This window comes from Robbsia sp. KACC 23696, from assembly GCF_039852015.1.
GTDB lineage: Bacteria > Pseudomonadota > Gammaproteobacteria > Burkholderiales > Burkholderiaceae > Robbsia.
Genome location: NZ_CP156627.1, coordinates 390,845 through 414,442, shown reverse-complemented (window position 1 = coordinate 414,442; position 23,598 = coordinate 390,845). Strand labels below are relative to the sequence as shown.

Here is a 23,598-nt window from a genome sequence, read left to right as displayed (position 1 = left end):
AGCACAGAAGCCGAACCATTGAGATAGAGAGGCCGTAGATGCGAAATCACCGCAGTCATTATTTGGGCGCGGAGGAGAAGGCGCGGATCGAGATCATTCCGATGATCGACATCATGATGTTCCTGCTCGTTTTCTTCATGCTGGCAACCTTGAAGATGATTCAGGGCGCTGGTATCAAATTGGATTTACCCCAGTCAAGCACTGCACAGCCTTTGCAGAAATCCGTCAAAGTATCGATCGGCGTCACGAAGGCGGGCGACTTCTTCATGGATGGCAAACCGGTGGACGCCACCGCGCTCGACGCACAGTTGAAATCGCTAGAAGCATCGAACAAGGAGGTCGATGTCGCGATAGCCGGTGACGAAGGCGTGGACTATAAAAAGATCATTGGCGTGATGGACATCGTCCGCACTGCGGGGATCAGCTCCGTGGCGCTGGTCACGAACCCGGCACCATGAGTCGACCGCACACTATGAGCGACTCGTCGCGTGGAAGCGGACAACGAATGGGCGGCGCGCTGTGGGCGTCGCATGATCAGGCGCCGGGCCACAGCCGTCGCACGATGGTCCTGGCCATCATCGGCGCATTGATGGTGGAAGGCTTGATTGTTTTTGGTGTGTCTCATATTAAAGCCGAGCCCCCGCCGCCGCCGCCGCGGACCATGCGTATTACGATGCCTCCACCACCGCCGCCTCCGCCTCCACCGGAAGTCAAGAAGCTTGAGCCGCCACCGGCACCGAAGCCTTTGACGCCGAAGCCGCCACCGCCGAAGCCGCCACCGAAAGCGCCCCCGGCTAAACCAGCGCCTGTGCCGAAACCCGCGGTGATCCCCGCTGCGCCGCATCCTGCGGCCCAAGCGCCGGCATTGGCTACCGCGCCAGCGGATGCGGCGCCGGCCGCTCCGACGGTAGCGGCTGCACCGCCGGCGCCGGCCGCTCCTGCTGCGCCACCCGCGCCACCCGCGCTGCATGGTGTCGTCGACGGTCGCGGGCATTGTCAGTCCGTGCAGCCGACTATTCCAAAAGCGGCATTGCAGCGCGGCATCTCGTCCGACGTCACCGCGCATCTGACGATCAATCCGGATGGCAGTGTCGGCGATGTCACGATCGTGCGGGCTTCGCCGCCGACAACGGTGTTCAACGAAGCGGTGATCGCCGCGGCGAAAGCCTATAAGTGCCAGAAAAACGCGACGTCGTACGTGGGTGAAGTGGTGTTTTCATTCAAGACCACCTCGGGAAGCGACGACGATCAATGACTCGGCTAGGCGATCGCGCGGGTCTGCAAGCCCGCTAAGTGAGGGCGTCCTTCAGACGGCGCCTGCTTGGAGGAATCGGTACGACGCCGAGCCTCAACGTGGTGGGAAAATCATGGAAGAGTGGTATGAATAAGAGTGTATTTCGACGGAAGAACAGGGCGGGTTTTACCGTTGCCCTCGCAACAGCGCCGTTATGGATGGCCTTGTACCACCTCGCCGAGGCGGCAGCGATTCCGCCCGGCACGCAGCTCGCCGCACAACAGACCCTGGTGCGTAATATAGGCAGCGAGGTGGAAACGCTCGACCCGAACACGGCCGAATCCGTGCCGGCGCATACCGTCACCGAAGACTTGTTCGAGGGCTTGACGGCGAATGACAGCCACGGCGGTACCGTGCCGGGGATGGCTGAAAAGTGGGAACAGAAAGACCCTGATACCTGGATTTTCCATCTGCGCCCCAATGCGAAATGGTCCAACGGCGCGCCCTTGGTGGCGGGCGATTTTGTCTACGGCATGCAGCGCCTTGTCGATCCTAAAACCGCCTCGCCCTACGCAACCGCCTATGGCGTGTTCCTGTTGAACGGACTCGATGTTGCTGCAGGCAAGAAACCCGTGTCGGCCTTGGGGGTACGCGCAATCGATGCGCACACGCTGGAGGTCAAAACGCCGAACCCGGTACCGTTCCTGCCGTCGCTGATGGCGAACTCCAATCTCGGGCCAATCAATGCGGCGGTCGTAAAGCAGTTTGGCGAGAACTGGACAAAGCCCGGGAATATGGTCAGCGACGGCGCCTATATGCTGAAGTCCTGGGCCGTCAATGATCGGATCGTCGTGGTCAAGAATCCCTATTATTGGGATGCGGCGAATGTGCAGTTGACCCAGGTGACCTATCTGCCCGTCGAGAACGAAGACACCGATGTGAAGATGTATCAATCGGGCGCAAACGACTGGGTGTATCAATTGCCACCTGGGTCGTACGATCGCATGAAGCAGCAGTTCCCAAAAGAAATTCACAACAACCCGATATTGGGTTTGCGCTACTTTTCATTGAACACCGCCGATTCGCTATTGAAGGATGTGCGTGTTCGCGAAGCGTTGTCGATGGTCATCGACCGCGATCTGCTTGTGAAAAGGGTCATGGCGGATGGGCAAATTCCGTTATATGGCGTGATCGTCCCGGGGACGAATGGCGCCGACGTAAGCCGTTACGCGTGGGCCGATTGGCCAATGCCGAAACGCGTTGCCGAGGCGAAGACACTGTTGAGCGAAGCAGGCGTGGCTGCGGGAACGACCTTGCATATCGCGTATAACACCAGCGAAATCAATAAGCGCATCACGATATTCCTCGCGTCCGAATGGAAAAGCAAACTCGGCTTGAATGCAGAAGTCGATGCGATGGAATTCCGCGTGCTGATGAAACAGCGGCATACCGGACAATATCAGGTGGCCCGCAATGGCTGGGTGGGTGACTACAACGATGCGAGTACCTTCCTGACCTTGATCGCCTGCCATTCGGATCAGAACGACTCGAACTATTGCGACCCGAAAGCGCAGAGCCTCCTTGATAAAGCGTCCGCGTCGAACGATCCGGTCGTTAGAAAGACGCTGCAGACGCAAGCGGCCACGGAAATCATGGAGGGCTATCCGATTATTCCGCTCTCTCAAATCACGATACCGCGCCTGGTCAAGCCTTATGTGGGCGGCTATACCGAAGACAATTTGCTGGATCGATTTCGTGGAAAGGATTTGTACATCCTGAAGCATTGATCGATTAATGGCATAACCCTGACAGGTCTGCACGGCGTGTAACCCGCGCCGGTTTGCGTCTGTCTGCTGGAGGCGTTCATGTGGTCTTACACGTTGCGGCGCGTGCTCTTCACGGTGCCGACGTTGCTGATTGTCATCACGGTCTGTTATCTGTTGCTACACGTCACGCCAGGGGGGCCGTTCGACGGCGACCGCAAGGTCTCCGCCGCGGTGCTGGCCAATCTGCAAGCGAAATATCATCTCGATCAGCCATTGTGGAAGCAATACCTGCTTTATCTGTGGAGCTTGCTGCACGGTGACCTGGGCGCTTCTTTCCGCTACGCGGACTGGAGCGTGAATGCATTGGTTCGCCAGGCGTTACCGGTGTCATTGACGGTCGGAGGGACGGCCATGGCCATCTCGATCGTGTTCGGCATCGCCTTGGGCATGTGTGCGGCCTTGTATCGTAATAGCCCGGTCGATTATCTTTTGATGATGATCAGCAATGCCGGCAGTGCGTTCCCCTCGTTCGTCATTGGTCCGGTGTTGATACTGTTTTTCGCCATTTTGCTGAAGTGGTTTCCGGCAGGGGGGTGGGATAACTTCAACGTGCGATACATGGTGTTGCCGATCGCCTTATTGACCATCGTCAATATCGCGACGATCGGACGGGTAGCCCGTGCCAGTTTGATCGAGGTGATGAATACCGACTATATCCGCACGGCCTTTTCCAAAGGCTTGTCGCGGCGCACCGTGGTGTTGCGACATGCTTTGCGACCAACCTTGATTCCGGTGGTTTCCGTGCTTGGCCCGTTGGCGATCGGATCGATCACCGCGGCGGTGGTGACGGAATCGGTCTTTTCCTTGCCGGGTTTGGGGAAATTGATCGTGAATGGCGCAGAGAATCGCGACTACACCTTGGTCTTGGGCCTTGTCGTATTGGTCACCGTCGTCGCGGTGCTGCTGAACCTGGCCGTCGATCTTGCCTACGCCTGGCTCGATCCGAAGATTCGTTACTGAGGCCCGGAGCACGATGAAACCTCATGCAAAACAGCGCGCGGCGATGCCGGCGCTGACTGCCGCTGCCGGTGCGTTGCCGGTTGCGGGCCGGAGCCCCTGGCAAGATGCACGCCGTCGCTTTACGCGCAACCGCGCAGCGGTCGTCAGCGTGGCAGTGCTCATCGTCATGACGCTCTGTTGTATCGTCGGACCGATGTTGTTGCCCAATGATTTCGATACGTCGGACTGGAATGCGATTAACTCTCCCCCCGAGTGGACCGCCTGGCATCTTTTCGGTACTGACGAGAATGGTCGCGATCTCTTGGTGCGGTGTTTGATCGGAGGCCGGATATCGTTACTGGTCGGCGCCTTGGGCACGATCACCTCGGTGATACTCGGCATCATATGGGGTGCGGTCGCCGGCTTCATCGGTGGGCGTCTCGACAACGCGATGATGCGTATCGTCGACATGATGTATGCCATTCCCTATTTGCTGATCGCCATCCTGATGGTGACGCTGCTCGGACGTGATTTCTACCTCGTGGTGCTGACCATCACGGTCTTTTCGTGGATGGACATGGCGCGCGTGGTCAGGGGACAGACGCTCGCGATCAGATCGAGGGAATACGTCGAGGCCGCCCGTGCGATCGGTGTGTCGACGCCCGGCATCATCTGGCGGCACGTCATTCCGAATTTGCTTGGTATCGTCGCGATTTACACGACGGTGACGGTGCCGGGTGTGATTCTGACGGAATCGGTCCTGTCCTTTCTTGGATTGGGCGTGCAGGAGCCGATGACCAGTTGGGGCGTGCTGATTCAAGATGGAATTGGATCGATGGACGCCGCACCGTGGGCGCTGTTGTTCCCCGCGTTGCTGTTGTCCGCTACCTTGTATTGCATTAATTTCGTCGGCGATGGGATGCGTGATGCGCTCGACCCGAAGGAGCGATGAGCGCCATGACTTTGTTGAAAGTGCGAGACCTCGCCGTGAGATTCACATCGCACGATCGCTCCGTGCAAGCTGTAAACGGGGTGAGCTTCGATCTGGAGCCCGGTAGTACCTTGGGGATCGTCGGTGAGTCGGGGTCCGGGAAAAGCCAGAGCGTTTTGGCGATGCTCGGCTTATTGGCAAGCAACGGCAAAGCGAGCGGAACCGCTTTGTTCGAAGGACAGGACTTGCTGACGATGCCGACGAAGACCTTGAACGGTATTCGCGGCAACCATCTTTCGATGGTTTTTCAAGATGCGATGACGTCGCTGAATCCCTATTTGACGATTGAACGCCAGATGACGGAGGTCCTGCAACTACACAAGAAGATGACGCGGCGCGAGGCCAGGCGGCGGTGCATCTCGATGCTGGAAGCGGTTCGGATCCCGGAAGCGGCGCATCGTATCGGACAGTATCCGCACGAGCTGTCGGGCGGCATGCGTCAACGCGTCATGATCGCGATGGCCTTGTTGTGCGAACCGAAGGTCCTGTTCGCGGACGAGCCGACTACGGCACTCGATGTGACGGTGCAGGCACAGGTGCTGCAACTGATGCGCGATCTCCAGCGCGATTTCGGCACGGCCATCGTCTTGATCACACACGATCTGGGTGTCGTCGCCGGCTTGTGTGAAAAGGTCATGGTGATGTATGGCGGCCGCGTCATGGAGCACTGCCATGCAGGCGAACTGTTCACGCGGCCTTCGCATCCCTATACCGTCGGATTGCTGAAAGCGTTGCCCCGTCTGGACCGACCCGACGACGCGCTCGTTGGTATCCCCGGTAATCCGCCCAATATGGCCGATCCGCCCGCAGGATGCCCGTTTCAAGCGCGGTGTGCACTGGCGATGCCGCATTGCGGCGAGTCGCAGCCGCCGCTCGCTGCGCTTCCGGACGCCCCGTCCTGGCTGCGCGCATGCTATCGACCCATTTCTGAAGTGCGGGAGTGCCATCATGCGTGACGCCGCCATATTGAAAGTGCGTGATATCCGGGTGCATTTCAAGGTCAAGCCGAAAGGCCAGCTACCGTGGGCGCTTCCGAAGCAATTGAAGGCGGTGGATGGTGTCAGTTTCGATTTGTATGCCGGCGAGACCTTGTGCGTGGTCGGGGAGTCGGGATGCGGAAAGTCGACGTTGGCGCGTGCGATCTTGAATCTGGTACCGCGCACCGCGGGCACCGTTGCATGGATGGGCAAGCCGCTCGACGTCGGTGCGACAAAAGCGTGGCATGACGCCCGAAGCGCCATGCAAATCATTTTTCAAGATCCGCTAGCGTCCCTGGATCCCAGGATGACGATCGGGCAGATCATCGCCGAGCCGCTGCAGGTGCATCGCCCTGGCATGTCTAAGGCCGCGAGGTTGACGGCGGTCAGGGCAATGATGGCCAAGGTGGGTCTGCGAGAGGATATGGTGAATCGTTATGCGCACGAGTTTTCCGGAGGGCAATGTCAACGTATCGGCATCGCAAGAGCGTTGATTATCGAGCCTAAGCTGGTGGTCTGCGACGAGCCCGTATCGGCGTTGGATGTCTCGATTCAGGCACAGATCGTCAATCTCTTGAAGACCTTGCAAAAGGAGATGGGACTGGCGTTGATCTTTATCTCCCATGATCTGGCTGTCGTGAAGCATATAGCGGATCGCGTCGTGGTGATGTATCTCGGCCGGGTGATGGAGATGGCCGACAAGGAGGCGTTGTTCCGCGAGCCGAAGCATCCCTATACGCAGGCCCTGATATCGGCGATCCCGATTCCCGACCCGTTTGCCGCGCGCGGTCAGGTCGTGAAGATTCTTTCAGACGACATTCCCAGCCCGATCAATCCGCCCAGTGGCTGCGTCTTTCATACACGTTGCCCTAAACGGGAGGCGCGCTGCGCGGTCGAAACACCTTTGCTGCTCGACAAGGTGTCGGAAAAGACTGCGTGTCGCGTGGCCTGTTTGCTGGTCTAGGCGGCTCAAGCGGCGCGATAGGCACGCGGCCCGGCACGACGGCGTCTCGTGGTTTTTGTGGATAAGGGCCTCTTGCGAATTCTTTTTCGGTCTATCCCTTCTATTTATCGGAAGGCATAAGCCGCGGAGCCTTTGTCTATCGGCTTTTCGATTTTTGGGATCGATACCATCCTTATCCCTTCGGGCTTTTCGCGGTCATCAATACATTGACCCTTCGCATCCCTCCTATCTATGCTCTGCCGAGGCATGAATCAGAACAATAAAGTCCCGGGCCTGGCGACGACGCCACCGGGATCAGGAGGCAAGATGCGAGCGTGGTTACCGTGGTATGGCGGGATGACGGGCAGCGAGAAGCGGACGTTCTGGGCCTGTTTCAGCGGCTGGGGTCTGGATGCGATGGACACGCAGATGTATGCGCTGACCATTCCGACTTTGATCGCTCTTTGGGGTATGACGCGCGGTGAGGCCGGTATTCTCGGAACTACCGTTCTGATCATGGCATCGATCGGCGGATGGGTTGCCGGCGTGCTATCAGACCGTTTCGGGCGCGTGCGTATTTTGCAGATCACGATCGCGTGGTTCTCGCTGTTTACGTTTATCTCGGCCTTCACAGACTCCTTCTGGCAATTGCTGATTACGCGCGGATTGCAGGGCTTGGGCTTTGGCGGCGAATGGGCCGTCGGTGCCGTGCTGATTAGCGAAACGATCAATCCGGCGGTGCGCGGTCGCGTCGTCGGCGCGCTGCAGGCGGGCTGGGCGATAGGCTATGCGGTCGCGGTGGCCTTGTGTACGGCCTTGTTCGACTTTCTGCCGCCCAACACCGCGTGGCGCGTGTTGTTCGCGGTTGGCCTGATTCCGGCACTGCTCGTCATCTGGATTCGCCGGAACATCGATGAAGCTCCGGTGTATAAGGCGCAGCAGCAGGCGCAGGCCCCGGGGGATCGGCCGTCGATCTGGGCAGTGTTCCATCCTGATATCCGCATGACGACGTTCAAGGCAATCCTGCTGACGTTCGGGATTTACGGCGGCAACTACGTAATGATCACCTGGCTGCCGGCGTATCTCAAAATTGCGCTGAATTTATCGATCAATAACATCGGCGGCTATCTCGCGATCAACATTCTGGGCTCTTTCGCCGGCGCATTTTTGAATGGCTGGTTGGCCGACGCGGTGGGTCGACGCAAGACGTTCATCATCATTGCGTGTTGCCAAGCGGTGGCGGTGGCCGTCTATACAATGGCACCGATCAACCTGGCCGTCACCCTGGTATTGGGTTTCGTGCTCGGGACGCTGCAATCGGGCACCGCGGCGGGAACCGGCGCGTATATCGCCGAACTCTTTCCCACGGCGATTCGGGGCTCGGCGCAGGGCTTGTGCGGGAATGCGGGCCGGGCCATCGGCGCGATCATGCCGACTTTGGTCGGCGTGCTCAGCGCGAAGATGTCGCTGGGACCTGCGATGGGGCTGTGCGCCGCTTTGGCCTATGTGATCGTCGTTATCGCCGCGCTGATCCTGCCGGAGACGCGCGGACGCGATTTGTCCGACGTGCACGTCGGACACTGATCGACGGTGTAAGAGGAAACGGGCGGGAAGCGTTTTGAAACGACGCTCCCGCCGCAAAGTCCTTAGATGGTCGCTACCGAGCCGCCATCGACACGATAATTGCTGCCGTTGACGAAACTGGCGCGCTCCGAGCAGAGGAAAGCAATGGCTGCCGCCACTTCCTCGACACGGCCGCGACGCTGCAATTCGATAAAGGGCCGTTCCTCCTTGAGGAAGCTCTGCACGGCCTCGTCGAACGACGTGCCGTTCTTCTTCGCCCGCTTTTCCATCATCGCATCCGTCATCGGCGTCTGAATATAGGCAGGCGACACCGCGTTGACCAGCACACCGTGCTTCGCATACGTCTTCGACAGCCCCTTTGTCAGGCTCAGAATGGCTGCCTTTGCCGCGCAGTACGGCAACTCATCGACATAGGGCTGTACCGCATCTTCCGACGCGGTCAGGATGATCCGTCCCCACCCGCTATCGCGCATGCCTTCTACAAAAGCCTTCACCAAGCGCACCACGCCGAAAAAGTCGACATCCAGCGTATTACGCCAACCTTCCTCGTCGATTTCGTGAAAGAAACCGGTCGCGCCAGTGATGCCGGCGCAGTTCACCAAGATCTGCGGCTGGCCGACTTTTTTAAGCACGGTGTCGTGCAATGCTTTGACAGACGCGCCGTCGGTCAAATCCGCGGCGACCGCGAATACGTTCGGCTGCGACGCTGTCTCTTCCTTTGCGAAACGCTGCAACTTCTCACGGGCGGCTTCGATCGAATCGCGATCCATGTCGCTGACGATCACCGTCGCGCCTTCTTCGAGTAACATTTTTGCCGATTCGAAGCCGATTCCCGAGTCGCCGCCGGTAATCAATGCGATACGCTTGTTGATCCCTAAATCCATGTTATTTCTCCCGTCGCGGAATGTCTGTCATGGCGGAAGATTCGCAAGAAGTGGTCCAGGCTGGCGGCGCGGTATTGGGCGATGGACTTGCCGTCGGACATCGCCCGCCTTACCATGCCCTGGCCGGACGCTTTCATTTCGATGGTCTGGACGATAGGAGATAGGGGTTTATCGCCTGCAACGGGAGTACGCGATGAGGGATTGCTGGAAGGTTCTGTTGGCCGGTGCGCTGTGCTTACCCGTTTTGGCGTTCGCGCAAGCCGCGAGCTGCGATGCAAAACGCGCGTCGGTCGAGAAGGAAATACAGTTTGCGCAAACGCATGGGAATGCCAATCGGGTTGCCGGTTTGGAGACGGCGCTCGCGTCATTGAATGCCAATTGCACCGACGCCTCGATGCAGTCCGCCCGTCAGCAGAAAGTGGCCGACGCGCAGAAGAGGCTGGCAGAGCGCGAGAGTGGGCTACAACAGGCGAAAGCCGAGGGCCGTAGCGCCAAGAAAATACGCGATCGGCAGCGTAAAGTCGACGAGGCGCATGCCGATCTGGAGCAGGCACAAACCGAGGCGGCCCAGTAAAGCGCGATCAGCGCCCCGCGGCCAGGTCTGTATAGACTCCGTGTCTCCTATCCGCGGTCTCCGAAATAATGAGACACCGACGGATAGAACTGCGAGAAGTCCGCATAGTGTCCTGCGCGAAACCAGGTGTCGAGACTACCGCCTGAGCCCCCGCTCAGATTGCCTCGGAAGACGTAGCCGTTTCCGCCATTAGTAAATAATCCTGATCCGGACGACCCGCCTTCGACGCCGCCATCGCCATAATGCACCATGATGTCTGCACGCCGATAACCGGGAAGACGTCTACTGACATAGCCATCGGTGTATTTCTTCACATCGAAACTGGGATGGTGCAGGGCCACGACGTCCTCCGAGTAACGGATCGGATCCGATCGCCAGCCTTGATAGTTGGCCCCGATCGGCGGGCGGCTGTTCAATTCCACCAAGGAACTGTCCAGAGTGGCGTGTGCCAAGAGCAGGCGCGCGCCACTGTTCAGCGTCACGGCGCGAGGATTGACGGTGGACGCACCGCCGCCGCAGACGGTCTGATCGTAAAACCAGACGGTTTGCAGGGAGCGTGCCGAGGCTTGATCCTCGATGCAGTGCTTTGCGGTCATGAATAGCGATCGTTTTGGCACGTTGCGGTTATCGAGCAAGGTGCCGCTGCACCCATACGACCAGCCGTTCGCATTGGTGTAAGTCATCTTGGCGACGGCGGCGCTTAGCGTTTTCAGGTCCTGCGTCGGCGGCCGGCAGACAACGTCGATCTGCCCATGATAAGACGAGCCGAAACCGTTGCTGTACAGCGCTTGCATCGCGGGCTTCGGGAAATAGGATAGACGTGGCAGGTCGATGCGCATCGCATCTCGGCTTGCGCCGACAGGCAGGACGACTTCGACGTAGAGCGTGTCGCCTTTGATGAGCGGCGACCAGAAGTTATCGTTCTCGATAATCTCTTTCGCGCTGCTTTCGTACACTTCGCGATTCGCTCCGCCGAAATGGAACCGCGTCTCCGAGAGAACAGCGTCCGGCAAAGCAGGCCCACCGTCCGCCGACCGGATCCGGAGCGCCGCCCGCAAGCCGCCGGCCTCGTCGGCCTTGATCTCGAAACGACCGGCCCACCGGTTGTCGGGTAGACGCTGCCACTGAAGCCGGGATGCATCTACTTCCGCATGCGCAAGGGCGACCCCTTGGCCGAGCTGCATCGGCGCCAAGCCGTCCGATGGCGCGGCGAGCGGAGCGACAACGACGGGCTTTGCGATATGCACGAGCGGTACGGCGCGGTCGTCGGCGACACTGTCGAACGTGGCATCGCCGATGAGGCCGGGCGCAGGCGCATCGACGGCGATGTAACCCGCCATCGTGGCCGTACTGTCCATCGCCGCTTCGGACGCGAGCGCGAAGCCGGAGGTACAGCCAAGGCTGACGATCAAGCCGCCAGCGCGTATCGATCGCATTAAATAAGGTACTTTCATGAATCGGGCCTCTCTGATTGAATGGGCCTGCGCGATTGCCGGCGCTCCAGGCTGCGCTCAGAGTAGCACCGAATATTTCGATTTTGGGATTGGCGAAATGTTTTTAATTAGGTTTGCGAAGTAAATAAAAAATGAAAATATCCGATATTGGAAGCATTTATTTTACGGGAAGAGGGGCAGGGATGGATTAGGCGGTAGGCAACGCTTTAGGCTGCTGTCGACCGTCGTGCCGTCCGGGGCGCGGCCATGCTACGCTAGCGTCCTTGAAAGCCGTCCTATCCGGGGCGGCGCCGCGCGTCGGGGAGTAGGCGACGCGATGGGATGCTGAGGCAGGGGAGTGCACAAACGTGACGTTGGAGCAGTTGCGGATCTTTATTGCGGTAGCGGAGCGCGGACACCTGACGCAGGCGGCCGAGAGCTTGTCGCTGACGCCTTCAGCGGTCAGCGCCGCCTTGCGTAGCCTGGAACATCGCTACGACGTCAAATTGTTCGATCGGGTCGGCCGCGGCATTGCGCTGACCGAAAGCGGGCGGCTGTTCCTGACCCACGCGCAGGAAACCATCCGCAGCGCGACCGTGGCCGAACAGGTGCTAACCGATCTCTCCGGTGCCGCGCGCGGCAGAATTCGATTGCGCGCGAGCCAGACCATCGCCAGCTATTGGCTGCCGCGACCGTTGGTGCGCTTCCGTCAGCAGTTTCCCGGCATTGAGGTCGTCCTGGGTGTTGGCAATACGCAGACCGTCGCCGACGATGTCGTCGAGGGACAGGCCGATGTCGGACTCGTGGAAGGCGAGGTCGATCAGCCGTCGCTGGATCGGCAGCAGTTCGGCGCGGATCAGCTGATCGTCGTGGTCGCCCCCGGACATCGCTGGGCGTCCGCCCGAGACTTGCGCGTCTCCGACTTGATGCAGGGGGAGTGGGTCAGTCGCGAAGCGGGTTCCGGCACACGCTCCGTCTTCGAGGCCTTTCTTGAAAAACACGGCATGACGCCGTCGGCACTCGACATCATCATGACGTTTCCGTCGAATGAGGCGATCCTGAGCGCGGTAGCCGATTCCGATTTCGCGGCCGCCGTCTCGACGTTCGCCGCCGCGCCGGCCCTCGCGTCCGGTAGCCTCGTGCGCGTGCCCATCGCGGTTGCGGAGCGCGCCTTTAGCGTCCTGACGCACCGTGAGCGCTTCCGCACGCGCGCCGTGTCTGCCTTGATCGCCGAACTGACCGGTATTCGACCGGGACCGTGACGCGCACAGAAACGCAGCCTATACGCCCCTGGTCGGGACACAGCGGCGGGATGGCAGTCGATATCACCGATACGGAGCCTTCGCATGACGACGTTGATCGATTCACATGTCCATGTCTGGAAAGACGATCCGGCCTATCCCTTCGCGCAGGGTGCGAACGTGCCGGCTGGCATCGATGCCAGCGTGGAGGCGTTATTGGCCTTGATGGATGCACACCGCGTGCAACGCACGGTATTGATTCAGGTGATTCATTATCGTTGGGACAATCGCTATCTCGCGGATGTCCTGCGCCGCTTTCCGGACCGTTTCCACGGGGTTGCCCGCGTCGATCCGGAGGATCCGGCCGCGCCAGATCATATCTCGGCGCAAGCCGAGCAGGGTTTTCGTGGTGTGCGCTTGAGTCCGGCGGAGGGCCCGCAGGGCGATTGGATCGCCGGTGCGTCCATGCAGCCGCTATGGTCACGCTGTGAATCGCTGAAGGTTCCGATGACCTTGCTGGCGCCCGCCTCGCGTATCCCGGAAATCGCGAAGTGGATCGATCGCTTTCCCGATGTCACTGTCGTCATCGATCATATGGCGGACACGCCACTGGACCGGCCCGATCTGTTGGCACCGTTGCTGAGCTTGCAGCGCTATCCGAATGTGTTCGTCAAGATCACGCATCCGTGGTCGCTGTCGCGGGAAAGCTATCCGTACGACGATGCGTTCGCCCAGGTCGAACGTGTCTACGATGTATTCGGCGCAGATCGCGTGATGTGGGGAACCGATTTTCCGGTCAGTCTGCCGTATGCTTCCTACGGCGACGTGGTGGCGCTGTATCGCGATGGTCTGCGCTTCATGCCGCCGGCCGACCGTGAACAGGTGTTGTACCGCACCGTACAGCGAGTCTGGCCTTTTGGCATCGACTAGCTACATGATCAGAGGGATGGATGAAGACCGCGTACCGGACTGACGGCTTCGAGCAGGGATGCAATATGGAGTATCGTGGATTCCGCCTGCCAGGCACCCACCACCTGGACGTTGATCGGCATCCCTTCCTTGCTGGTGCCGAAGCGCATTGCCAAGCCCGGCAGGCCGGTCACATTGAGCGGAACCGTTGCGCCTTGAAGATAGGTGGCATCGACCGTTTGTCCGTCGATGACGAACGTTTCTCGGCCATGTTCGTGCGCCGGAATCGGTAGGACATGCGTGATGAGCGCATCGTAATGGGAGAAATAATCGGCATAGCCGTCACGCAGGCGCTCGGCCGCTTGCTCGGCCTCGATAAAGTCCTGCATCGATGTATCGGGTAAGGCGAGCATGGTCTTGGCCATTTTGTAGAGTTCGTCTGGATTGCGACCTGCCGTGGCGGCAGCAAAGGCCGGCTTCATCTCCATGACATGGAGCTTGTTGAACACGTCGAGCGCGAAATCACGTTCCAACGCCGGTATGCCGACATGTTCCACGAATATGTCCTGGGCCTTCAGCGCTTCGGCTGCCGCTTTCACCGTCGCGGCCACTTCGGGATCGACCGGCCCAAAGCCGGGGCCGACCATCCAGCCGACGCGTAGCGGACGACCTGCAGCGCGGCCCACGGCCGCATCGAACGGCACCGTGCTGCTTGCAAACGCGTCTTTCCCGTCCGGACCGCGCAACTGCGCAAAGGCCAGTGCGATATCCCGAACCGAGCGGGCCATCGGTCCAACGTGCCAAAAACGACGCGGCGCTCGCGGCCAGATCCCCGTCATCGGGATACGGCCATGCGTGGCCTTCATCGACGTGATACCGGTCTGGGCAGCCGGTCCCCGCACGGATATCGCCAAATCGGTCCCGAGTCCGATCGGTGACATACCCGCTGCGATGGCAGCCGATTCGCCGCCGCTCGATCCGCCGGGGGTACGGTTCAGATCCCACGGATTGTTTGATCGCCCTGAGAGCAAATTGTCGCTTTCGATCCAATAAGAAAATTCGGGAAGGTTGGTTTTTGCTAGCAGGATGGCACCCGCGTTCTTCATCCGCGTCACGCTGGTGGCATCGCTTTCGGGCCGACGACCTTTGAAGAGGGGCGATCCGCGCTGGGTCAACACGCCGGCGGTGTCGATCGAATCCTTCACGGTGAAAGGGACGCCATGGAGCGGGCCGAGTTCATGTCCCGCGAGGACCGCCACTTCGGCCGCCTTCGCGACACTGAGCGCATCGTTCGCCAAGGTGACGATTGCGTTCACTGCCGGATTCACGGCGGCGATACGATCGAGGTGTGCCTGCATCACCTCGACCGGCGAGACCTCCTTCGTGCGGATAAGGTCGGCCAACGCGGTGGCATCTTGGAAGAATAAGTCGGTATTCATGGTGAGCCTTTCAAAGTGGGAGGAGCAAAAAGTTCGTTGACGATTTTTAACTAACGTTAGTTAGGTAAACGTTATGCGCTATACTTCATCGCGTCAACACTTTTTTCGCGCAGGCGCTTTATGAAAAATCAGGCGGGGGCGAACCCTAGCTCCAGCTCCAGCGACAAGATCCTCGTTGCGGCGACGAAGATTGCACAAGCGCACGGTTTCAGTGGCTTGAACATGCGCACGCTTGCCGACAATCTGGGTATCAAGGCCGCCAGCCTTTATTACCATTTCCCCAGCAAGGCGGATCTTGCCGCCGCATTGGCCAAGCGTTACTGGGAGGACTCGGCCGCGACGCTGGAGGCTTTATGGGATGAGACGTCCGTCCCGGCCAGCTGCATGCGACGCTACCCGGATACGTTTCGCAAATCGTTGGAAAGCGAGAACCGTATTTGTCTTTGTAGTTTCATGACCGCTGAATACGACGATCTTCCCGAGCCGGTGAAGGTCGAGGTGCGGGCGTTTACTGAGGTAAATGTCGCTTGGCTGAAAAAGGTTCTAATAGCAGGCGCCATGGTTGGGGCATCCGACGCAGAAAATCGCGCACGAGCGATTTTTGCGGCCATTGCTGGTGCGCAATTAATGGCACGTGGCCGTTCCGATATTCGGCTTTTCGATACCTTGATCGATAGCTATCGCGCCGCGGGACTGATACCCGCCTAGGGCGAGGCCGCCGTCGATGGAAGCGGCGTAACGTGGTTGGTCGGTGTTTCTACTGCGCGTTATCGGCGGAAGCATCAGAGCTGACTTACCGCGGCGTATTTGCCTGAGTCATCATATGACTGGCCTGATTTTTCGCAATGACGCAGTCAGGGGTATCGCATCCAATGGGGCCTTAGATGTTGTCGCGGTACGCAACAATCATTGAAATTTGCCTGTATTTCCCGTTATATTGCACGTTTTATTACAATGCTTTCGGCCGCTGCACCGATAAACACAGGTCAAACCCTAGCAGAGAAAGCTGTCATGGCACGCTACACTAAGTCATACGATAACTAGGCCGTCCGCTCTGGCATTGCCGGTGTGGCAAGGCCACACGGAGACAGACATGGAAGCTTCCGCACAGAGCCGATGGTGGCGTATCGGCGGCGCGCTGATGACCGGGTTGTTCATCGCCTATCTCGATCGCACCAATCTCTCGGTCGCGCTGCCGTCGGTATCGGAGGATCTGGGCTTTGCCGGTCCGCATTTCGCCGTCGTGTCGGGATGGGTGCTGACGATCTTTCTGATCGGCTATGCGTTCGCCAATATCATCGGCGGTTTGGCGACGCGGAAGATGGAACCGAAGACGGTGGTGATCGTCAGTTTCGTCGTGTGGTCCGCGGCGACCGTGATCGCCGGTTTTGCAACCGGCGTGACGCTGATGTTGATCTGTCGATTCATCCTGGGCGCAGCGGAAGGGGTTTACTGGCCGCAGATGTCGCGTTTCGCGAAGGATTGGTTTGCGCCGAGCGAATTGACCAAAGCGAACTCGGTGATTCAATACTACGGACAGTTCATCGCACTCGCCACCGGCTTCATGTTGCTGACGCCGATCTACAATGCCTTCGGCTGGCGCACGCTGTTCTTTCTGACGGGCGGTATCGGCCTCGTCTTTATCGTGCCGCTCTATCTCAAATTATTGCGCCCGCGTAGCGAGGCGCCATTTGCCGAGCGTCATGCCGAAGTAACGGTCAGCGAGCCTTTGACTTTTTCCGCGCTTGGCGGCTTCGCCTATGTGCTGTTGGTGTTCAGCTACGTCACGAACGGCATGCTTTTCTGGGGCATTACGCTGTGGGTCCCGATGGCGGTGAAATCGATCGGTTTCAGTGGCGGTGCGCAGGCACTGGCAAGCTCGCTGCCTTTCCTGGCTGCGGTGTTGTTGGCCATCCCGATGTCGATGATCAGTGACCGCACGAACAAACGCGTGCTGATCGCGGGTCTCGGTTTGCTGATCCCCGGTGTCATGCTCCTGTTCCTGCCGCAATTGACGAGCGGGTATGCGAAGTTGGTATTGATCACGATTGCGCTAGGGTATTACGCGAGCAGCTATACGCCGAATATCTGGTCCATTCTGCAACTGACGGTGAAGCCGTCCGCCGTGGGCGCCGCATCCGGGATCATGAATGGACTCGGCGCGGGCGGTGGCGGCACAATTGCCGGCTTCCTGGTGGCGCTGCTGTATAAGCAGAGCGGCAGCTATATGCTGGGCTTTACCGTGTTGGGCGGCATCGTCATTGTGGGTGGCGTTGCGTTGCTGGCATCGGGTTGGATCTCGACGCGTCGTCGGCCGGTTGGTATCGCGGCTGCCCCTGTCCGCGCCTGAGCTGAACACGCGGCGATCGTCGATCGCGTGTTGTACCGTTTCGGCAGATGGCCGCTCTGGATGCTATTCAGAGCGGCCTTTTCTTTGCGCGTCGCTGTCGACCGACGGTCGTCGAAGCCTGTTGTCCGCATCCCCTATCGGCGTTGCCTGACACATTAAGTCGCAAGGTATAAAAATTTTTTATACGCGACATTTTGTTTTATGGATTGTTGCGTTTCGTTTATTAAGATAATCATTCGGTGTTTTGAATATTTTAGCGAATTAATTAAAGTCCAGACTTTAATCGGCCGTTATAAGCTTGGACCCGACTCCCTGCGTGAGGCGTGCAACGCGATTGACGTCTTAAAAAAAGCCATCGCCGTGCCGGGCGGCAAACGGGCAAATACGATTTCCGATACGAGGCTCCCCCATGCGTTCCTTGACCCTGCGCAAGAAGCTCCTGCTTCCCTTGCTAATCTGCTGTCTCGCGCTGACGCTGCAAGCGTGCATCAGTGCGTTCCAATTGCGGGATAGCCAATTGGCTGCCCGGAAGCTCGATTTGGCCCACGTGATCGATACGGCTGTCAGCATTTGCAAGTTCTACGCGGATGAAGCGAGCGCCGGCCGATTGCCCGACGCCGAAGCCAAGGCCCGCGCGATCGCCGCCATCGGCGCGCAGCGGTATGGCGCGAGCGGGTATATCACCAGCCTGACGAGCAAGTCGATCGTTATCGACAATCCGCTGAGCCCGAAGATCAACGGAAAAGACATGTCCGGTTTCCAGGACGCGCGTGGGCTTTATTTGTATCAAGCCATCGCAGCGGCCGGGGCGACATCGGAGGGCCGCGGCTATATCGAATATTGGTGGCCGAAGCCCGGTGAGAAGAACGCCAGCCCGAAGATCGGCTATGTCGCCCGTTTCGCACCTTGGCAGATGGACTTTATCGCCGGGGAATATTTCGATGACATCAACGCGGACTTTTATGTCGGTCTGGCCAAGTCCGGTGGGATGTTGCTCGTGCTGGCGCTGGTCGTCGGAGCGGTGGCGTGGCGCGTCTCGGCCGATGTCTATGGCTCCGTTGGCGGAGAGCCGACCGAGGCGGCAGCAGTCGCGCTCGGCATTGCCCAAGGCGATTTGAGTGCCGATATCAAGACGCATGCCGAGGATCGCAGCAGTCTGATGTTCTCTTTGAAGGAAATGCGCACGCAGTTGTCGCGCGCGATTGGCGACATCAAGCATTCGACGGAGTCCATCACGGTGGCGTCGAAGGAGATCGCGTCCGGCAATCATGATCTTTCCGTGCGAACCGAGGAGCAGGCCGCGGCACTGCAGCAGACCACTTCCAGCCTTGACGAGCTTGTCAGCACCGTCGATCGGAACGCCGAGAACGCGGTTCGCGGCGCGGCCTTGGCCAACACCGCTTCCGAAGCGGCCGTGCGCGGCGGGAGTGCGGTGGGCGAGGTCGTGACGACGATGCGGGGCATCAGCGAGAGTTCGCACAAGATTGCCGAGATTACCAGCGTGATCGACGGCATCGCGTTTCAGACGAATATCCTCGCCTTGAATGCAGCGGTGGAAGCAGCACGTGCCGGCGAGGGCGGTCGCGGCTTTGCCGTTGTCGCCGGCGAGGTGCGTCTGCTGGCACAACGCAGCGCGAGTGCGGCGAAGGAGATCAAGACCTTGCTGGATGCCTCGACGGCGCGCATCGAGACAGGATCGCAACTGGTCGAGCGTTGCGGCACGACAATGACCGACGCGTTACGTTCGGTCGATGCGGTAACGAAGATCATGAGCGATATCGCCGAGGCATCGTCGCACCAGACGCAAGGGATCAACGAGATCAGCAAGGCCTTGCGGCAACTCGATAGCGTGACGCAGTCCAACGCGGCACTGGTGGAAGAAGCGGCCGCCGCGGCGCAATCGCTGGATGATCAGACGGCACGGTTGAGCGGCGCGGTGTCGGTATTCCGTGTTTAATGCAGCTAGGGCGAACGGGGCGGCGATTCCTTCTTCGTTTACACTATATCAATTCGGAGCCCGTCTTCGTTGGGTTGGCGGGTTGAAGCGCTTGGCTTCCTTTTCGCTCGTGGGAATTGATCCAATTGTCGGTCTTAATGATCAACAGCGGTATGTGCCCAGCACGATCACGGCGCTCGTCCACGGCATCGAAGCGTGTCAGACGGTTCAGGCAGATGTCCCGCAATGCAGCGGAGCTGAGCGTTTTGATATCAATGGTCTCGATTGCATCTCTGCTCAGGCCAGCGAACTCTCCGTTTTCCCCGAAGTCACCCAGCGCGGTCAGTAGACACTCTTTAAAGGACGGTTCGTTCCGTCTATTGATGTTCGATGGATTCGATAACTTGCTTACAGCAATATAAGAACAGTAGGGCATTTCGAAATAGTTGGTCATCGAGGTTACTTTTGCGTCGATGTCCGAGATGGCTGCGGCTATTTCTTTAAGTGTCCGTTGGACCTCTCCGCGCTGCGATGATTCGAGATTCATTGCGCACCATAGCGTCACCGTCGAGTCGGTGTCGAGAGATAAGGTGCCCAGGTAAGGTGAGGTATTGTAGACATTGATGTATCTCGCAATGTATGTGGCACCGGCCGGATTTGTGACGAGGGTCTTGATTCGTGCAGAGATCGCGACATCGGTGTCGCCGTCGTCACATGGGTTCGCTGTGAAGTAGAGGTCAATGCCTTTGAGCGTTCGATGCCACAATGCCTTGGTTTTCTCGATTACATAGAATTCTTGCCCATGCGAGATGGTGTCGAGCGTCTCACCGAAAAAGTGAGGAATCGTCCTTTGCAATGCACGCCAATCCTTCACGTGTTCCAGAGAACCGGTGTTGCTTTCGGACTGGACGCAGTGGGATAGTTCGAGCCATTTTGCCGACGGAGGGTAGACGTCGATTGGTGGCGGCTTTCGGTTCGGCGTAAATATATAACCCAATAGCGTCTCGTCCGGCTTGACCCACGGCACCGTTTTTTTCGTTTCCGAGGGCTGCGTGCGGTGCGTTTGCACCGAAGATGAAGGTATTGCCGCCAAACTTGCCCAGTGCGTTTCCTGATTCAAACTACGGTGGCCTCGCAACATCGAGATGCGTAGCGCTTTCTCATTGCCACCATCTATCTGGGCATTGTATTTCAACATGGTCAGCGCGCAAAAGCAGCTCTTGCAGAAATGTGCGATCTCACTTTCTACGCGGGCCGGCGTAAGATCGAAAAGTGATACTTGCCGATGTATGCTGATAGTGTCCGATACATCGTTACCAGCCGATAAGCGGCTCGTGGTCATCCCGTATTGTAGGTGTGGAAACGTGTTGGTTTTGGCGCGCATACGAACATTCGTGATCCGAGACGTCAGCTCTACGACACGGCGCGCTTCCGGATGGCCTTTCCTAAGTAAGATATACAGTCCATCGTGCGTCGTGTAGCCTGCATTTCCACGCTTGTCGATCGCGCTTAACAGATCTTGCTCAAAGGGAAGCGTATTTTCTTCGCCGAAAGCCATGGGGAGAAGTTCGATAAATTCGGCGAACGTCATAGGGTTGCTTGCTGCTTGCATCGCTTGTCCTCGAGATTCCCTGAGTTGATTGCGCAAAAGCGTGCAATGGATCAGGCAGTGAAGGCATGTCTGGACGATCGGGGTGTCCAGACATGCGCCCACGCGCATCTGCACGGTCCGTCAATGGGTTCGACGGACTTCCGTGATCCACTATATCGAGCAATATGAGACCCACTCAATCGAGCGTGCGATGTGACGTTGCAGATTGCGAAGCGATGACATGGATACGAAGTCCCTGACGCAATATGGTCGAATTGCTTAGACGTAGAAATTGTTTCCGTCATCGAGCGGGCGCGAAACCTGCATGTTTCAATCCGGCGACTTCAACCAGCTATCTTTTATACCAAAGCCAGCCCTCAATATTGCAACGCCCATTTTATCGATGACACTTGATGAGAAATCGGGTTCAGTACTCTTTCCAAATATTAACGCCGCGGCATCCTGGGAGCTTGTGAGGGGGATGTATGTAAGTGGAGCATCACCGAGGTCGATAGTGTTACCAGGGCTAATAGGATCTTCAGGGTAATCCGCCCAATCCAGGTGTGCATTAAAGTCCTTCAGGCTGGCGCTCCGCGCGCCGAGCAAAGGGCAGAAAATCTGGACCCGATCGAGCATCACGTTCACACCGTACACGACGACGAAATGGCCGACCAGGTTGCAAAGCAATGGCCCGGATTTCAAGCCTTCTCTGATTTCCTCGCTCGTGTAGGCGCCGCGCGTGTGGCACTCCAATCCTTTAGGGGAAAGGTTGGCATTTTCAAGAGGCTTGAACACCACGTCCGCATCCGACCCCTCGAAAATAAATCGATCGTTCGTGGCCGGCGCATAGTCTTTGCCGTGGTAGGCAAGGATCATATTTCTGCTGGCCTCACCGCATGCATTCGCGCGTTCCTGCTTCAGCCCGACGATATCGACATACGTCGTCGAATCCTGAAAAATTCTGTGTTCCATCGCTCTCGAAAAATCCGGCTGATTCATCAAATCGGAAAAAACCATATCGCGAAGCGATTCGATCGTGACGCCCTCTATCTCCCGGGAGACACCACTGTCGCGATCGAGCAGAGAGATGCCGCCATGGGGCGTGTTGGAAAGCTCATAGCGTTGCTCGCCAATCCGCATCTGAACGGGAATGTCAGGGGTATCCGGGTCCCACTTCATCAAGGCTTTTCCAATATCCAGAAGATCGTTTTCCATCTCCGCCGCACCGCTCGTCAAATAGGCGCCGTAGATGCCCAAGCTCAGAATGTTCAGCACTTTCGCGAGTGTCGAACTGATGGGATCCGTGAGCTTTTCCCCGGATACCTCACCCGCCGCAACGCTTTGTAGCGTGTGGCTTAACGTTTGGATACTCATTGCACGCCTCGTATTCCGCTGCCAATACGCGAATCGATCTGCCCTTGCGATCTTCTGGCGGCACTGCCGGAAATCGCGCAGGCCTGGATCGGATGGTCTGCACAAAATGACTGAGTAACGGATCTCAAAAAGAGTTCCTATCCCGCCCATGACGTCGCACGATTTGGCCATGCAGTGAGACGTCTGCGTGCCGTTCTGTCCAAGTTGTTACCGTTGATCGAGGCGTTGGAAACCTATCTTTCTGTATATTACGTTTCGCTTGAGCGAGGAAAGCAGGGTGCCTATGAGCGCTGTACGGACCGTGCACATTAATGAGGAAAAACAGCCTATTGCAGCGTGCATTCTCCGTGGCGACAAGGGCGTGTATGCCGCCGCGCCGCGGCGCGCACTGTACCGAAACTTACACATTGCTACGGACGGGTACAGCTTATTCGGGTTCAATGGAAGCAACCGGAAAGGACAAATCGAGATGCAAAGGTGCACATCGATTGGTCAAGGATCCGGGCTCTGTACCGGATCAGTTCCAAGGAGGCAATGTGAAACGGTGGACTTTGATAATTGCGGCAGGAGCCGCTGTGGCGGGCCTGTTAGGCGGGTGTATCGTCGTCCCGGGCGGTCCAGGCTATTATGGTGGTGGCGGTGGTGGTTATTACCATCATCCGCGATATGATTATTACCGCTGATCGAACAATGCGGCGTGCGCCGGCACATGCCATGCCGCACGCGATACTGGATTAGCACTGACAGATTTTTAGCACTGACCGATTTGTGTGAGCGTGGTAGGGCCCCTCTGCTGCGAACTGTCTTTGACGGTTCGCAGTTTTTTTTGCGCTTTCTACTTGCGCAACGCCGCTTGCCTTCGATCGGATTCACGGTAAGCTGAAACACGCGGTACGGTGTGCGTGCGGTGCAAAGAGCAAGAACGGGCGCCGAACCTTCAACCAAGCGGAGCCGATGCATGAGTCTTGCCGAGACATATGAGGCGTATATCGCGTGCCTGAACGCCCGCGACCTGGATGAACTGGGCCGTTACGTGGCGGATGGCGTCATCCACAATGGCAGGCAACTCGGTCTCTCCGGTTATCGCGAAATGCTTGTCGGCGATTATCGCGATATCCCGGATTTACAGTTTCGCATCGATTTTTTGGTGGTGGATACGTCGAGCGTCGCGAGCAGGCTGCATTTCGACTGTCATCCGAAAGCCGAGTTCCTCGGCGTCGCGGTGAACGGTCGGCATGTCGTCTTTCACGAAAACGTGTTCTATCGATTTTCCGCCGGGAAGATCGAAGAGGTCTGGTCCGTGATCGACAAAGCCGCTTTGGAGGCGCAGCTGCAGTCGCTGCGCGCTTAGCGCGGCCATGTCACATGGCAAG

General features: G+C 58.3%; 21 protein-coding genes. 16 read left to right on the top strand and 5 right to left on the bottom strand.

All coding sequences use genetic code 11. The annotated features are described in order from the left end of the window. The first annotated feature begins 38 nt into the window (after window positions 1-38). The 8 genes from ABEG21_RS16620 to ABEG21_RS16585 all read left to right on the top strand — a co-directional run bounded on the left by ABEG21_RS16620 (window position 39) and on the right by ABEG21_RS16585 (window position 8,494). The gene (locus ABEG21_RS16620) at window positions 39-458 is read left to right on the top strand and encodes a biopolymer transporter ExbD (protein WP_347557753.1); all 420 of its coding nucleotides are present in this window, start codon (window positions 39-41) and stop codon (window positions 456-458) included. Continuing rightward, a complete protein-coding gene (locus tag ABEG21_RS16615) occupies window positions 455-1,255 on the top strand; it encodes a TonB family protein (protein ID WP_347557752.1) in 801 nt (266 codons plus the stop codon). The genes ABEG21_RS16620 and ABEG21_RS16615 overlap by 4 nt, the downstream gene beginning before the upstream one ends. A gap of 125 nt (window positions 1,256-1,380) precedes the next feature. Next, complete coding sequence (locus tag ABEG21_RS16610) at window positions 1,381-3,021, top strand: peptide ABC transporter substrate-binding protein (protein WP_347557751.1); 1,641 nt, start codon at window positions 1,381-1,383, stop codon at window positions 3,019-3,021. A gap of 78 nt (window positions 3,022-3,099) precedes the next feature. Next, entirely contained in the window at window positions 3,100-4,020 is a 921-nt protein-coding gene (locus tag ABEG21_RS16605) for an ABC transporter permease subunit (RefSeq protein ID WP_347557750.1), read from the top strand. Window positions 4,021-4,063: 43 nt separating this feature from the next. Further along, window positions 4,064-4,951: an ABC transporter permease subunit gene (locus ABEG21_RS16600; RefSeq protein ID WP_347558057.1), complete on the top strand. Its 888-nt coding sequence runs from the start codon at window positions 4,064-4,066 to the stop codon at window positions 4,949-4,951. 5 nt (window positions 4,952-4,956) lie between these two features. Further along, the gene (locus ABEG21_RS16595) at window positions 4,957-5,946 is read left to right on the top strand and encodes an oligopeptide/dipeptide ABC transporter ATP-binding protein (protein ID WP_347557749.1); all 990 of its coding nucleotides are present in this window, start codon (window positions 4,957-4,959) and stop codon (window positions 5,944-5,946) included. After that, window positions 5,939-6,931, top strand: coding sequence for an oligopeptide/dipeptide ABC transporter ATP-binding protein (locus tag ABEG21_RS16590; RefSeq protein WP_347557748.1), 993 nt, complete (start codon window positions 5,939-5,941; stop codon window positions 6,929-6,931). Before ABEG21_RS16595 ends, ABEG21_RS16590 begins: the two co-directional genes overlap by 8 nt. 306 nt (window positions 6,932-7,237) lie before the next feature. Continuing rightward, window positions 7,238-8,494 (top strand): MFS transporter, encoded by a 1,257-nt coding sequence (locus ABEG21_RS16585; RefSeq protein WP_347557747.1) that lies wholly within the window; start codon window positions 7,238-7,240, stop codon window positions 8,492-8,494. Window positions 8,495-8,556: 62 nt separating this feature from the next. On the opposite strand, the gene ABEG21_RS16580 is transcribed toward ABEG21_RS16585, so the two are convergent. Further along, window positions 8,557-9,378, bottom strand: a complete 822-nt coding sequence (locus ABEG21_RS16580) for an SDR family oxidoreductase (protein WP_347557746.1) — start codon at window positions 9,376-9,378, stop codon at window positions 8,557-8,559. Window positions 9,379-9,407: 29 nt separating this feature from the next. On the opposite strand from ABEG21_RS16580, the gene ABEG21_RS16575 reads away from it, so the two are divergent. After that, window positions 9,408-9,542: a hypothetical protein gene (locus ABEG21_RS16575; protein WP_347557745.1), complete on the top strand. Its 135-nt coding sequence runs from the start codon at window positions 9,408-9,410 to the stop codon at window positions 9,540-9,542. Between the two features lie 29 nt (window positions 9,543-9,571). Then, window positions 9,572-9,952, top strand: coding sequence for a DUF1090 domain-containing protein (locus ABEG21_RS16570; RefSeq protein ID WP_347557744.1), 381 nt, complete (start codon window positions 9,572-9,574; stop codon window positions 9,950-9,952). 47 nt (window positions 9,953-9,999) lie between these two features. Here the strand turns inward: ABEG21_RS16570 and ABEG21_RS16565 are convergent, their stop codons facing one another. Then, window positions 10,000-11,406, bottom strand: coding sequence for a trypsin-like peptidase domain-containing protein (locus tag ABEG21_RS16565; protein WP_347557743.1), 1,407 nt, complete (start codon window positions 11,404-11,406; stop codon window positions 10,000-10,002). Between the two features lie 347 nt (window positions 11,407-11,753). Here ABEG21_RS16565 and ABEG21_RS16560 point away from each other — a divergent pair, with 347 nt between their 5' ends. Both ABEG21_RS16560 and ABEG21_RS16555 read left to right on the top strand, forming a co-directional pair. Further along, window positions 11,754-12,647 carry a LysR family transcriptional regulator gene (locus ABEG21_RS16560; protein WP_347557742.1) on the top strand — a complete coding sequence of 298 codons (894 nt, stop codon included), beginning with the start codon at window positions 11,754-11,756 and terminating at the stop codon, window positions 12,645-12,647. Between the two features lie 84 nt (window positions 12,648-12,731). Then, complete coding sequence (locus ABEG21_RS16555; protein ID WP_347557741.1) at window positions 12,732-13,556, top strand: amidohydrolase family protein; 825 nt, start codon at window positions 12,732-12,734, stop codon at window positions 13,554-13,556. Window positions 13,557-13,564: 8 nt separating this feature from the next. Here the strand turns inward: ABEG21_RS16555 and ABEG21_RS16550 are convergent, their stop codons facing one another. Further along, window positions 13,565-14,974, bottom strand: a complete 1,410-nt coding sequence (locus ABEG21_RS16550) for an amidase (RefSeq protein ID WP_347557740.1) — start codon at window positions 14,972-14,974, stop codon at window positions 13,565-13,567. 120 nt (window positions 14,975-15,094) lie between these two features. On the opposite strand from ABEG21_RS16550, the gene ABEG21_RS16545 reads away from it, so the two are divergent. The 3 genes from ABEG21_RS16545 to ABEG21_RS16535 all read left to right on the top strand — a co-directional run bounded on the left by ABEG21_RS16545 (window position 15,095) and on the right by ABEG21_RS16535 (window position 19,281). Beyond that, entirely contained in the window at window positions 15,095-15,682 is a 588-nt protein-coding gene (locus tag ABEG21_RS16545; RefSeq protein WP_347557739.1) for a TetR/AcrR family transcriptional regulator, read from the top strand. 385 nt (window positions 15,683-16,067) lie between these two features. Further along, window positions 16,068-17,324, top strand: a complete 1,257-nt coding sequence (locus ABEG21_RS16540) for an MFS transporter (RefSeq protein WP_347557738.1) — start codon at window positions 16,068-16,070, stop codon at window positions 17,322-17,324. 409 nt (window positions 17,325-17,733) lie between these two features. Further along, on the top strand, window positions 17,734-19,281 hold the full coding sequence (locus ABEG21_RS16535; protein WP_347557737.1) for a methyl-accepting chemotaxis protein: 1,548 nt from the start codon (window positions 17,734-17,736) through the stop codon (window positions 19,279-19,281). Window positions 19,282-19,324: 43 nt separating this feature from the next. Here the strand turns inward: ABEG21_RS16535 and ABEG21_RS16530 are convergent, their stop codons facing one another. Further along, window positions 19,325-20,872, bottom strand: a complete 1,548-nt coding sequence (locus ABEG21_RS16530; RefSeq protein ID WP_347557736.1) for a hypothetical protein — start codon at window positions 20,870-20,872, stop codon at window positions 19,325-19,327. A gap of 309 nt (window positions 20,873-21,181) precedes the next feature. Beyond that, window positions 21,182-22,225, bottom strand: a complete 1,044-nt coding sequence (locus ABEG21_RS16525; protein ID WP_347557735.1) for a papain-like cysteine protease family protein — start codon at window positions 22,223-22,225, stop codon at window positions 21,182-21,184. A gap of 958 nt (window positions 22,226-23,183) precedes the next feature. Here ABEG21_RS16525 and ABEG21_RS16520 point away from each other — a divergent pair. Continuing rightward, window positions 23,184-23,576, top strand: a complete 393-nt coding sequence (locus ABEG21_RS16520) for an ester cyclase (protein ID WP_347557734.1) — start codon at window positions 23,184-23,186, stop codon at window positions 23,574-23,576. Window positions 23,577-23,598: the final 22 nt, after the last annotated feature.

Excerpts from the sequence above, each read along its gene's own strand:
- ABEG21_RS16520 (WP_347557734.1), top strand. The coding sequence starts at position 23,184 with ATGAGTCTTGCCGAGACATATGAGGCGTATATCGCGTGCCTGAACGCC.
- ABEG21_RS16620 (WP_347557753.1), top strand. The coding sequence starts at position 39 with ATGCGAAATCACCGCAGTCATTATTTGGGCGCGGAGGAGAAGGCGCGG.
- ABEG21_RS16565 (WP_347557743.1), bottom strand. The coding sequence starts at position 11,406 with ATGAAAGTACCTTATTTAATGCGATCGATACGCGCTGGCGGCTTGATC.
- ABEG21_RS16600 (WP_347558057.1), top strand. The coding sequence starts at position 4,064 with ATGCCGGCGCTGACTGCCGCTGCCGGTGCGTTGCCGGTTGCGGGCCGG.
- ABEG21_RS16610 (WP_347557751.1), top strand. The coding sequence starts at position 1,381 with ATGAATAAGAGTGTATTTCGACGGAAGAACAGGGCGGGTTTTACCGTT.
- ABEG21_RS16545 (WP_347557739.1), top strand. The coding sequence starts at position 15,095 with ATGAAAAATCAGGCGGGGGCGAACCCTAGCTCCAGCTCCAGCGACAAG.
- ABEG21_RS16540 (WP_347557738.1), top strand. The coding sequence starts at position 16,068 with ATGGAAGCTTCCGCACAGAGCCGATGGTGGCGTATCGGCGGCGCGCTG.
- ABEG21_RS16525 (WP_347557735.1), bottom strand. The coding sequence starts at position 22,225 with ATGAGTATCCAAACGTTAAGCCACACGCTACAAAGCGTTGCGGCGGGT.
- ABEG21_RS16530 (WP_347557736.1), bottom strand. The coding sequence starts at position 20,872 with ATGCAAGCAGCAAGCAACCCTATGACGTTCGCCGAATTTATCGAACTT.
- ABEG21_RS16550 (WP_347557740.1), bottom strand. The coding sequence starts at position 14,974 with ATGAATACCGACTTATTCTTCCAAGATGCCACCGCGTTGGCCGACCTT.
- ABEG21_RS16555 (WP_347557741.1), top strand. The coding sequence starts at position 12,732 with ATGACGACGTTGATCGATTCACATGTCCATGTCTGGAAAGACGATCCG.
- ABEG21_RS16580 (WP_347557746.1), bottom strand. The coding sequence starts at position 9,378 with ATGGATTTAGGGATCAACAAGCGTATCGCATTGATTACCGGCGGCGAC.
- ABEG21_RS16535 (WP_347557737.1), top strand. The coding sequence starts at position 17,734 with ATGCGTTCCTTGACCCTGCGCAAGAAGCTCCTGCTTCCCTTGCTAATC.
- ABEG21_RS16605 (WP_347557750.1), top strand. The coding sequence starts at position 3,100 with ATGTGGTCTTACACGTTGCGGCGCGTGCTCTTCACGGTGCCGACGTTG.
- ABEG21_RS16575 (WP_347557745.1), top strand. The coding sequence starts at position 9,408 with ATGGCGGAAGATTCGCAAGAAGTGGTCCAGGCTGGCGGCGCGGTATTG.
- ABEG21_RS16570 (WP_347557744.1), top strand. The coding sequence starts at position 9,572 with ATGAGGGATTGCTGGAAGGTTCTGTTGGCCGGTGCGCTGTGCTTACCC.
- ABEG21_RS16595 (WP_347557749.1), top strand. The coding sequence starts at position 4,957 with ATGACTTTGTTGAAAGTGCGAGACCTCGCCGTGAGATTCACATCGCAC.
- ABEG21_RS16585 (WP_347557747.1), top strand. The coding sequence starts at position 7,238 with ATGCGAGCGTGGTTACCGTGGTATGGCGGGATGACGGGCAGCGAGAAG.
- ABEG21_RS16615 (WP_347557752.1), top strand. The coding sequence starts at position 455 with ATGAGTCGACCGCACACTATGAGCGACTCGTCGCGTGGAAGCGGACAA.
- ABEG21_RS16590 (WP_347557748.1), top strand. The coding sequence starts at position 5,939 with ATGCGTGACGCCGCCATATTGAAAGTGCGTGATATCCGGGTGCATTTC.